Below are 10,898 nucleotides of genomic sequence, written 5' to 3' on the forward strand. Positions count from 1 at the left end.
TCTCGCAGCATAAGTGGTACGATAAAAGCAGCAACTACATAAGGATGACGGAAAATGGAACATACTGTGACAGCATTTATGGACAGACATGGTTTATGGAAGGAAGGTTCGACTATCCTGGCTGGTGTATCTGGCGGACCCGATTCAATGGCATTGCTTCATTTCCTGAAGGAACAGAAGCAGCGGCGAAATTGGCACATCATTGCCTTAAGTGTCGACCATGGTTTACGGGGCGAAGAATCCAGGTTAGACACGGTATTCGTAAAAGAAATATGCGAAAAATGGGGGATTGTATCGGAAGCTGTAACTTTAGACGTTCCGGGATGGAAGGAAGCACATCAGCAAAGCACCCAGGTTGCAGCCAGGGAAATGCGCTACAGCTATTTCGAGGAGTGCATGTCGCGTTTTGATGCAGACGCTTTGTTTCTTGCCCATCATGGGGACGATCAGGCAGAAACCATCCTGATGCGGCTGGCACGGGGATCTAATCCTTCTGCAGTCAGCGGCATGGATATCAAGCGGCCATTCGCTGGCGGAGAACTCATCCGTCCGATGCTGTCGTGCAGCAAAGCCCAAATTCAACAATATTGTGAACAGCATGACATACCATATCGTATCGATCCGTCAAATGCATCAGAGGATTATACGCGTAATTTCTTCCGTCACCGTGTACTGGATCCGATAAAGAAGGAATTCCCGACCTTCCATCAGCATGCGCAGCGCTTTAGCGAAGCGCTTAAAGCAGATGAAGCTTATCTGGAGGGACAGGCCGCGGAGATGTTTGCAGAATTGGTGGAATATGATGCCGGGAAACAGGCGGCAGCCTTTGAAATAGACCGATTTCTTACATACCCGATTGCTTTACAAAGAAGAGTGTATCATCTAATATTGATGTATCTGTATCAAGCGCTTCCGGTGGACTTGCACCATCGGCACGAAGCGCAGTTCTTTGAACTGATAGCTAGCTCTAAAGCAAACAGCTCTTTAGATTTTCCGGCAGGATTACAACTGACAAAGTCCTATAGCCGAATGACGGTATCTTTTCGTAATGAGGCAAAGGACTTATTCCATTATACATTTCACGCTCCCGGATGCGTCACGTTACCTGATGGATCTCTATTATCGGCTTCTTTTACCCCACACTCAACCGAAAACGGTTCCCACGACTTCGTACTGCCCCTTGCGGATGTTACCTTGCCTTTACAGGTCCGTACAAGGAAAAATGGCGACAAAATGAAGCTGCGCGGAATGAGAGGGACCAAAAAAGTAAAAGATATTTTCATTGATGAAAAAATTCCTGCTGTTAAAAGGCGGGACTGGCCGATTGTGGAGGATGCGACTGGCACTATTTTATGGCTTATCGGTTTAAGAAAAGGGGAAACAGGCAGAACAACAGGAGAATCAGGCAGCTATTTGCGTCTGTGCTACCAAGCGAAAAAAGGGGAACAAACAGGAGGACCGAGCAATGCATGATGAGATTGAGAAAGTACTGATTACAAAGGAAGAGATCGAAGCAAAATGCGCTGAGATCGGGAAGCAGCTTACAGAGGAATACAAGGATTCCTTCCCGCTTGCTATTGGCGTATTGAAAGGCGCCCTTCCGTTCATGTCCGATGTACTCCGTCATATGGATACACATCTGGAGATGGATTTCATGGATGTGTCCAGCTACGGCGGCGGCATGACATCTTCTGGTGAAGTGAAAATCGTCAAGGACTTGGATACAAAAGTGGAAGGCAGAGATCTTTTGATCATCGAGGATATTATCGATAGCGGTCTCACATTGAGCTATCTGGTTGATTTATTCAAATACCGGAAAGCAAAGTCGATTAAAATCGTCACGCTTCTTGATAAACCTTCAGGACGTACGGCGAAGATCCAGGCGGACTTGGTCGGTTTCCGTGTGCCAAATGAATTCGTTGTCGGATATGGTTTGGATTATCAGGAGAAATATCGTAATTTGCCGTATATCGGTGTTTTGAAACCGGAAGTGTATGGCGGCGCCCGTACCGAATAATCGGTACCGGTATGGATCATCTTCCTTTTACATAAGGTAAAGGGTATTTAGTTGTATAGCAGGTTTTGCATATGGTAGTATTTACTATAGTTTTCTCGTTTGGGAGGAGGTAGGCAATGAGCAAAGTGTTCCGTAATACCTTAATGGTTATAATTATTTTTGTAGTCATTATAGGTGTGATCAACTTATTCAAGAATCAGACGAACGAAATCGAACAGTATGACATTAACAAGTTTAGAACCACGCTTGAGAGTGGTGATATACAAAGCATGACCGTCCAGCCTACTAACAATATCTATACGGTAAGAGGTGAGACGGAAGATAACAAGCAGTTCCAGACTGAGATACCTCAGAATGAACAGCTGATGAGTGAAATCATCAATACGGCAAATGAACAAGGCGTTAAGATGAATGCAGATGAAGAGCCGCAGCCAAGTTTCTGGCAGACTCTACTGACAACCCTCTTCCCTATCTTGCTGCTTGTATTAATCTTCTTGTTCTTCATGAGTCAGGCACAAGGCGGAGGCAGCCGAGTGATGAACTTTGGTAAGAGTAAGGCGAAGATGTACAATGAAGAGAAGAAGAAAGTTAAATTCCGTGATGTAGCTGGAGCCGACGAAGAGAAGCAAGAGCTTGTCGAAGTTGTCGACTTCCTAAAAGATCCGCGTAAATTCTCTGCAGTAGGAGCACGTATCCCGAAAGGTGTCCTCCTTGTAGGTCCTCCGGGTACAGGTAAAACATTGCTTGCTCGTGCGGTAGCAGGAGAGGCAGGCGTGCCGTTCTTCTCTATTAGTGGTTCGGACTTTGTAGAGATGTTTGTAGGGGTCGGTGCATCCCGTGTACGTGATTTGTTTGAAAATGCTAAGAAAAACGCACCATGTATCATCTTTATCGATGAGATTGATGCTGTGGGACGTCAGCGTGGAGCCGGTTTAGGCGGCGGTCACGATGAGCGTGAGCAGACATTGAACCAATTGCTTGTTGAAATGGATGGTTTCGGTGCAAATGAAGGAATCATCATCATTGCTGCAACAAACCGTGCAGACATTCTTGACCCAGCCCTTCTTCGCCCTGGCCGTTTCGACCGTCAAATTACAGTTGACCGTCCTGACCTAGGCGGACGTGAGGCAGTCCTGAAAGTACATGCTCGCAACAAACCGCTTGATGAGTCCGTTAATCTGCGTACAATCGCGATGCGTACTCCAGGATTCTCCGGAGCGGATTTGGAGAACCTCTTGAACGAAGCTGCACTAGTAGCCGCACGAAGTGACCGTAAGCAAATTATCATGGACGACGTTGATGAAGCGATCGACCGTGTCATTGCAGGTCCTGCGAAGAAGAGCCGAGTCATCTCCAAGAAAGAACGTAATATCGTTGCTTACCATGAGAGCGGTCATACCGTGATCGGTATGGTGCTTGATGATGCTGATATGGTGCATAAAGTAACAATCGTTCCTCGTGGCCAAGCTGGCGGTTATGCTGTCATGCTTCCAAGAGAAGATCGCTATTTCATGACCAAGCCCGAATTGCTTGATAAAATCACCGGATTGCTCGGCGGACGTGTTGCAGAAGAAGTCATCTTCGGTGAAGTAAGTACCGGAGCACATAATGACTTCCAGCGTGCAACAGGTATTGCCCGTAAGATGGTTACAGAATACGGTATGAGTGATAAGATTGGACCGTTGCAGTTCACAAGCAGCGGCGGAAATGTATTCCTCGGCCGTGATATTCAGAATGAACAAACGTACAGTGAAGCAATTGCTTATGAGATCGATCAGGAAGTACAGAACTTCATCAATCAGTGTTATGCACGTGCGAAGCAGATTCTTACTGAAAATAAAGAGAAGCTTGAGCTTATTGCCCAAACACTCCTTGAGATCGAAACATTAGATGCTTTCCAAATCCAAACATTGTTTGATAAAGGACGCCTTCCTACGGAGGATGAGGTTGCCGCTGAACGCACAAAATCAGAGAAGAAAACAAGCCTGCTGAAGGATAGTGACGACGATGTAACTGTCACAATTCAGCCGCAGGAAGAAAATGGAGCAGCTCCGTCTGATGACACAGCTATCGACGAAGATGTTTCCAAATCGCCGGATCAGTCAGGTATACCTGAGGAAAATCCGCGAACAAATGATGATTCAGATAATCGTCCAAAAGCATAAAAGAAAAGGTCTCCTTTTGGGAGGCCTTTTTCTTTGTTTGGGTATAGTAAACATATAAAAGGATTTACCAGCGGGATTATGATAAGATAAGCAATACCTTGTGGAAAAAATAGGCCGATATGGTCGATATATATAGAAGGAGTGACATTGCTCTTATGGGTGATTATTTAATTAAAGCGACAGGATTTAACGGTAATATCCGTGCTTATGCAATACAATCGACAGAATTAGTGGAAGAAGCACGCCGCCGTCACGATACGTGGGCAACTGCATCGGCAGCACTTGGACGTACGCTGACAATAAGTACGATGATGGGTGTAATGCTTAAAGGAGAAGACAAGCTGACAGTAAAGGTTGAAGGCGACGGACCAGTCGGACCTATCATTGTAGACAGCAATGCAAAAGGTGAAGTGAGAGGATATATCACGAATCCGCATGTCGACTTTGAACTGAACTCCATCGGTAAACTGGATGTCTCTCGTGCTGTAGGTACTGTCGGAACATTGAGTGTAGCGAAAGATCTTGGTCTGAAAGAAATGTTTACTGGTCAAGTACCGATTGTATCTGGAGAGATTGGAGAGGACTTCACCTATTATTTCGCAAACTCCGAGCAGGTACCTTCTGCGGTAGGTGCGGGAGTATTGGTTAATCCGGATCATACCATCCTTGCTGCCGGCGGCTTTATTTTGCAAGTGCTGCCTGGAGCGGATGATACAATCATTACGCAATTGGAAGAGCGGATCAGCTCTATTGCCCCAATCTCCACACTGATCAGAGAAGGAAATACACCGGAGCAAATCCTTGAGAAGCTGATAGGAGAAGAAAATATCAACTTCCTGGACACTATGCCGGTTAGCTTTACTTGTCAGTGCTCAAAAGACCGCATCCAGAATGCAATTAAGAGTCTCGGTAATGAAGAGATCCAAGCAATGATTGATGAAGATCATGGTGCGGAGGCTAACTGCCACTTCTGTAATGAAACGTATACGTTTACGGAAGATGAATTGAAGGCACTGCTTCGATAAACCCTTCTCATTTGGTTTGACTTTTAGCAATATTTTGCTTACAGTTAAATAAATCCAATTAAAATAGTGGGAATTAGGGGGAATAATCATGGCAATTGCATCATCCATTTCTGAATTGATCGGAAATACACCAATCGTTAAGCTTAATCGTACAGCGGACAGTGATAGTGCCGAGATTTATGTAAAGCTGGAATTCCAAAATCCAGGCGGATCTGTTAAGGATCGGATTGCACTTGCAATGATTGAAGATGCGGAAGAAAACGGCAGATTGAAGCTGGGCGACACAATCATTGAACCGACCAGTGGTAATACCGGAATCGGTCTTGCCTTAGTAGCAGCTATTAAAGGCTATAAGGCAATTCTTGTAATGCCTGATACGATGAGTATGGAACGACGTAACCTTCTTCGTGCTTATGGAGCGCAGCTCGTATTGACTCCAGGAGCGGAAGGAATGAAAGGTGCTATTCAGAAAGCGGAAGAATTGCAAAAGGAACATGGCTATTTCATGCCGCAGCAGTTCAAGAACGAAGCGAACCCTGCTATCCATGCCCGTACGACAGGTAAGGAGATCGCAGCTGAATTCGGAGGCGACCTTGATGCGTTTGTAGCTGGAATCGGGACAGGCGGTACGATTACAGGAGTAGGTCAAGTCCTGAAAGAATTGAATAAAGATATCCGCATCATCGCGGTAGAACCGGCAAGTTCTCCTGTTCTCTCAGGCGGAAAGCCCGGACCGCATAAAATCCAAGGTATTGGTGCAGGTTTTGTTCCATCCATCCTGGATACGGATATTTACTCTGAAATCATTCAAGTAGAGAATGAAGAAGCGTATGCGACTGCCAGAGAAACAGCTGCTAAAGAGGGCTTGCTGGGCGGTGTTTCTACAGGAGCTGCCATCTTTGCTGCCAAGAAGGTTGCAAAAGAGCTTGGACCGGGTAAGAAAGTATTGGCTGTCGTTCCGAGTAACGGTGAGCGCTACCTTTCTACACCGCTATACCAATTCGAAGACTAATGAACGGAAAGCCCCTGCCCATCATAGGCAGGGGTGTTTTTTTATGTACGGATTCGTGTACACTAGAAAGATAGTGAAACGAGAGGTTGACGTTATATGAAACGTATAATAGGTAATAAAGAATATGATCTTTCTAAGCAAACACTTGTAATGGGAATCATTAATGTGACACCGGATTCCTTTTCGGACGGAGGCAGTTATACGAATGTAGAGGCTGCTGTTAAGCAAGCGCAAAAGCTTGCTGCTGAGGGAGCGGATATTTTAGATATTGGTGGGGAGTCAACCCGGCCGGGGTATGACCCAGTATCAGCAGATGAAGAAATCGCACGTATCGTACCAGCCATACAGGCCATTAGTGAAGCAGTGGATTTGCCGATTTCCATTGATACATATAAAGCGAAGACAGCAGAAGCTGCTATAAAAGCGGGTGCATCCATTATAAACGATATATGGGGAGCGAAGTTCGACCCCGATATGGCAAATGTAGCAGCGCGTTTGGGTGTTCCAATCATCTTGATGCACAATCGTGAGGAAGCGAATTATACCGATTTACTTCCAGATATGATTGCGGATTTGGAGGAAAGTATCCAGATCGCTCTTGATGCTGGTGTTAAGCCAGAGGATATATGGCTTGATCCGGGTATTGGATTTGTTAAGTCCTTTGATGAAAATATGTCTGCTATGCGTGAGTTAGATAAAATCACGGCAATGGGTTACCCAGTCCTTCTCGGTACATCGCGAAAAAGATTCATCGGTACCGTACTTGATCTGCCTGCAGATCAACGGGATGAAGGAACTGCAGCTACGACAGCGTTTGGTATTACCAAGGGCATACATATGGTCCGTGTACATGAAGTGAAACAGACAGCACGTATCGTAAAGATGATGGATGCGTTAGTTGGGAAGGAGTAAAAGATGGATAAGATATATATGAACAACTTACAATTTTACGGTTATCATGGTTTATTTCCGGAAGAAAATAAGCTTGGTCAGCGTTTCACCGTAGATGCTGTATTGGAACTTGACCTGCGTAAAGCTGGCGAATCGGATGATATGACGCAATCGATTCATTATGGTCAGGCGTTTGAGGTTATCAAAGATGTTGTGGAAGGACGAGCAAAGAACTTAATAGAGGCAGTTGCAGAAGAGATTGCTAAGCAATTGTTTGCTTCATTCTCTCTGTTGGAAGCGTGCACAGTGAAGGTTATCAAGCCAAACCCTCCAATCGCAGGGCATTATGAATCAGTGGCGGTGGAAATTCGGCGGGAGCGTCTATGAAACAGGCGTGGATTGCACTGGGATCTAATATAGCCCCAAGAGAGGCTTACTTACAGCAGGCTGTCCAAATGCTTAAGGAGCACTCGGGAATAGAATTGAAACAGATATCAACGGTATATGAAACGGATCCAGTAGGCTATGAGGACCAAGATCAGTTCCTGAACTTAGTTGCGGAGGTTGGAACAAGCTTGGAGCCACTAGAGCTGCTGCATATCTGTCAGAGTATCGAAAAGGAGTTGGGTCGAAAGCGGATCATTCGCTGGGGGCCGCGGACGGTAGACCTTGACATTTTGCTTTATAGTACTGAAAATATGAATGTTGATGAACTTATCCTTCCCCATCCACGCATGCATGAGCGAGCTTTTGTATTAGTGCCTTTAGCTGAAATAGCTCCTGAACTGCTCCTTGAGGGCAAAAAAGTGCAGGAATGGCTGGATGCATTGCCAGCTCAAGATGTGCAAGGCGTTAGGAACTGGGGTTCTTTAAATATATAGTAAAAACTGAATGGGAGGTAGAAACGTTGTTCAAAATCGGTGATATCACCATTAAGAACCGAGTAGTATTGGCGCCGATGGCTGGTATCAGTAACTCAGCTTTCCGATTGACTGTAAAGGAATTCGGAGCGGGTATCGTATGTGCAGAAATGATCAGTGACAACGGCATCGTGACTCGTAACGCCAAAACGATGAACATGCTTTATATAGATGAACAGGAAAAGCCGATGAGCTTGCAAATCTTCGGAGCTAACCCGGATACACTGGTGGAAGCTGCTAAATTCGTCGATCAGAATACGACAGCTGACATTATTGATATTAATATGGGTTGTCCAGCACCAAAGATCACTAAGAACATGGCGGGTTCGCGCTGGCTCCTTCAGCCGGAGAAGATTCATGAAATGGTATCTGCGGTTGTAAAAGAAGTAGGTAAGCCGGTAACTGTTAAGATGCGGACAGGCTGGGACGACAGTACGATCTATGCAGTAGAGAATGCACAAGCACTGCAAGAAGCAGGAGCGGCAGCAGTCGCATTGCATGGCCGTACACGCGAGCAGCATTATGAAGGACTTGCTAACTGGGATATCATTCGCCAAGTGAAGGAATCTGTTTCTATTCCTGTTATCGGGAATGGCGATATTACAACCCCCCAAATCGCAAAGCAGCGATTGGAGGAAACGGGTGTTGACGCAGTTATGATCGGGCGAGCTGCCCTTGGGGATCCGTGGATGATATATAGAACTGTTCATTATTTGGAAACAGGCGAGCTGCTGGAGGAACCAAGGCCTCGTGAGAAGATCGATGTATGTGTGCTGCACATGGAACGTTTGATTCGTTTGAAGGGTGAGAGAGTAGCGGTCATGGAAATGCGTAAGCATGCTGCCTGGTATCTGAAAGGGTTGGATGGCACTGGCAAAGTACGAAAATTGATTAATGAAGCAACCACAAAAGAAGACATGGCTGATCTGCTTTACGATTTTGCAGACCAAGCGGAAGCTTCTATGGCAATGTTTTAATCGGGCGTGCTTTATTGACACAGCATGGCTGCTTTTCTATACTAATACGAGGTAGCAATGCGATAAGCCTCGCATTATACGAGGACGAACGATACTGCCAGCCAAGCTGGCAGTTTTTTTAGCATGTTAGAGATTGAATATAGAAGAAATGGGAGTGAATAGGATGAGTGAAGAATTAAACGATCAGATGCAGGTGCGCCGCGATAAGATGGAACAGCTTATGAATCAAGGCTATAACCCGTTCGGCGCCAGATTCGAGCGCACACATCAAACAGAAGAGCTAGTTGCGGCTTTTGATGCTTTCAGTAAGGAAGAATTGGAAGAGAAGAAAGAGGAAGTAACGATTGCTGGCCGTCTTATGACAAAACGTGGAAAAGGTAAAGCGGGTTTTGCTCACTTGCAGGACTTGAGCGGTCAAATCCAACTTTATGTTCGTAAAGACCAGGTTGGTGACGAAGCGTATGAGCTATTCAGCAGTGCAGATCTAGGTGACATCGTTGGTGTTACTGGTGTAATGTTCAAAACGAATGTAGGAGAGCTTTCTGTTAAGGCGACTTCTTTCGATATCCTTTCCAAAGCACTTCGTCCGCTTCCTGATAAATTCCATGGTTTGACTGACATCGAGCAGCGCTATCGTCAACGCTACCTTGATTTGATCGTAAATCCGGAATCGAAGCAGACATTCATCACTCGCAGTAAGATCATCCAAAGTATCCGCCGTTATCTAGATGATATTGGATACTTAGAAGTGGAAACGCCACTAATGCACAGCATTCCGGGTGGAGCGGCAGCTCGTCCATTCATTACCCATCATAATGCATTGGATATACCGCTTTATATGCGTATAGCGATTGAACTGCACCTGAAACGTCTTATCGTTGGCGGATTGGAGAAAGTGTACGAAATCGGACGTGTATTCCGTAACGAGGGTGTATCTACACGCCATAACCCTGAGTTCACAATGCTCGAACTATACGAAGCGTATGGTGATATGGATACAATCATGGAATTGACAGAGAACCTGATTGCCCATGTAGCAAAAGACGTACTTGGTAAAACTGTGATTCCTTATGGTGAGTATGAAATCAATCTTGAACCGAAGTGGAAACGTCTGCACATGGTAGATGCAGTCAAAGAATACACAGGTGTTGATTTCTGGAAGCAAATGAGCGACGAAGAGGCGAAAGCTCTAGCGAAGGAAAATGGTATTGATATTAAAGATACAATGACGTTCGGCCATATTGTAAATGAATTCTTTGAACAGCGCGTAGAGGACAAGCTTATTCAGCCGACCTTCATTTTCGGTCATCCAGTTGAGATTTCTCCGCTTGCGAAGAAGAATCCAGAAGATGAGCGTTTCACGGATCGCTTTGAAGTATTTATTGTAGGGAGAGAACATGGAAATGCATTCTCCGAGCTGAACGACCCAATCGATCAGCGTGAGCGTTTCGAAGCACAAATGAAAGAAAAAGAACAAGGCAATGATGAAGCACATGAAATGGATGAGGATTTCTTGGAGTCCCTTGAGTATGGTATGCCGCCTACAGGAGGATTGGGTATTGGTATTGACCGCCTGATCATGCTGTTAACAAATGCTCCGTCCATCCGGGACGTATTGCTGTTCCCGCAAATGCGCAATCGTTCCTAATAGAAAGAAGAAGGGTTATATTGCCCTTCTTCTTTTCACCTTTATATAGGCATTTGCATAGAATGCTAACGAATGCGGGATAATGCTTTATAACAGTTTGTAAGATTGTTTTACATTTATTTAAAAAAACTATTGCAATGCCTTTACTTCCGTGGTAAATTATTAGAGTTGCTTCAAACGAAGCGACAAACATGAAAAACAAGAACGAAAAACATGTTGACAACGCAAGTTAAAACGTGATAA

The 10,898-nt window shown here is 45.2% G+C and carries 10 protein-coding genes; all 10 read left to right on the top strand.

All coding sequences use genetic code 11. The annotated features are described in order from the left end of the window. Positions 1–54: 54 nt before the first annotated feature. The 10 genes from tilS to lysS all read left to right on the top strand — a co-directional run bounded on the left by tilS (position 55) and on the right by lysS (position 10,655). A complete protein-coding gene (tilS, locus tag ABXS78_RS18370) occupies positions 55–1,473 on the top strand; it encodes a tRNA lysidine(34) synthetase TilS (protein ID WP_366248424.1) in 1,419 nt (472 codons plus the stop codon). After that, complete coding sequence (hpt, locus tag ABXS78_RS18375) at positions 1,466–2,017, top strand: hypoxanthine phosphoribosyltransferase (RefSeq protein WP_095224721.1); 552 nt, start codon at positions 1,466–1,468, stop codon at positions 2,015–2,017. Before tilS ends, hpt begins: the two co-directional genes overlap by 8 nt. A 116-nt stretch (positions 2,018–2,133) precedes the next feature. Beyond that, entirely contained in the window at positions 2,134–4,182 is a 2,049-nt protein-coding gene (ftsH, locus tag ABXS78_RS18380; RefSeq protein WP_366248425.1) for an ATP-dependent zinc metalloprotease FtsH, read from the top strand. A gap of 155 nt (positions 4,183–4,337) precedes the next feature. Beyond that, on the top strand, positions 4,338–5,207 hold the full coding sequence (gene hslO, locus ABXS78_RS18385) for an Hsp33 family molecular chaperone HslO (RefSeq protein ID WP_366248426.1): 870 nt from the start codon (positions 4,338–4,340) through the stop codon (positions 5,205–5,207). 88 nt (positions 5,208–5,295) lie between these two features. Further along, on the top strand, positions 5,296–6,219 hold the full coding sequence (gene cysK / locus ABXS78_RS18390) for a cysteine synthase A (protein WP_366248427.1): 924 nt from the start codon (positions 5,296–5,298) through the stop codon (positions 6,217–6,219). 96 nt (positions 6,220–6,315) lie between these two features. Continuing rightward, a complete protein-coding gene (gene folP / locus ABXS78_RS18395; RefSeq protein WP_366248428.1) occupies positions 6,316–7,131 on the top strand; it encodes a dihydropteroate synthase in 816 nt (271 codons plus the stop codon). A 3-nt stretch (positions 7,132–7,134) separates the two neighbouring features. Then, positions 7,135–7,497, top strand: a complete 363-nt coding sequence (gene folB, locus ABXS78_RS18400; protein ID WP_095224726.1) for a dihydroneopterin aldolase — start codon at positions 7,135–7,137, stop codon at positions 7,495–7,497. After that, entirely contained in the window at positions 7,494–7,991 is a 498-nt protein-coding gene (gene folK, locus ABXS78_RS18405) for a 2-amino-4-hydroxy-6-hydroxymethyldihydropteridine diphosphokinase (RefSeq protein WP_366248429.1), read from the top strand. The genes folB and folK overlap by 4 nt, the downstream gene beginning before the upstream one ends. Positions 7,992–8,017: 26 nt before the next feature. Next, positions 8,018–9,007 carry a tRNA dihydrouridine synthase DusB gene (dusB, locus tag ABXS78_RS18410; RefSeq protein ID WP_366248430.1) on the top strand — a complete coding sequence of 330 codons (990 nt, stop codon included), beginning with the start codon at positions 8,018–8,020 and terminating at the stop codon, positions 9,005–9,007. A 148-nt stretch (positions 9,008–9,155) separates the two neighbouring features. Further along, positions 9,156–10,655: a lysine--tRNA ligase gene (lysS, locus tag ABXS78_RS18415; RefSeq protein ID WP_366249986.1), complete on the top strand. Its 1,500-nt coding sequence runs from the start codon at positions 9,156–9,158 to the stop codon at positions 10,653–10,655. Positions 10,656–10,898 lie beyond the last annotated feature (243 nt).

This window comes from Terribacillus aidingensis, assembly GCF_040703035.1.
In the GTDB taxonomy this organism is placed as follows: Bacteria; Bacillota; Bacilli; order Bacillales; family Amphibacillaceae; genus Terribacillus.

Bases quoted from the DNA above. Each gene is read 5' to 3' on its own strand.
- hslO (WP_366248426.1), top strand. From the start codon at position 4,338: ATGGGTGATTATTTAATTAAAGCGACAGGATTTAACGGTAATATCCGT.
- lysS (WP_366249986.1), top strand. From the start codon at position 9,156: ATGGGAGTGAATAGGATGAGTGAAGAATTAAACGATCAGATGCAGGTG.
- folB (WP_095224726.1), top strand. From the start codon at position 7,135: ATGGATAAGATATATATGAACAACTTACAATTTTACGGTTATCATGGT.
- folK (WP_366248429.1), top strand. From the start codon at position 7,494: ATGAAACAGGCGTGGATTGCACTGGGATCTAATATAGCCCCAAGAGAG.
- hpt (WP_095224721.1), top strand. From the start codon at position 1,466: ATGCATGATGAGATTGAGAAAGTACTGATTACAAAGGAAGAGATCGAA.
- ftsH (WP_366248425.1), top strand. From the start codon at position 2,134: ATGAGCAAAGTGTTCCGTAATACCTTAATGGTTATAATTATTTTTGTA.
- folP (WP_366248428.1), top strand. From the start codon at position 6,316: ATGAAACGTATAATAGGTAATAAAGAATATGATCTTTCTAAGCAAACA.
- cysK (WP_366248427.1), top strand. From the start codon at position 5,296: ATGGCAATTGCATCATCCATTTCTGAATTGATCGGAAATACACCAATC.
- tilS (WP_366248424.1), top strand. From the start codon at position 55: ATGGAACATACTGTGACAGCATTTATGGACAGACATGGTTTATGGAAG.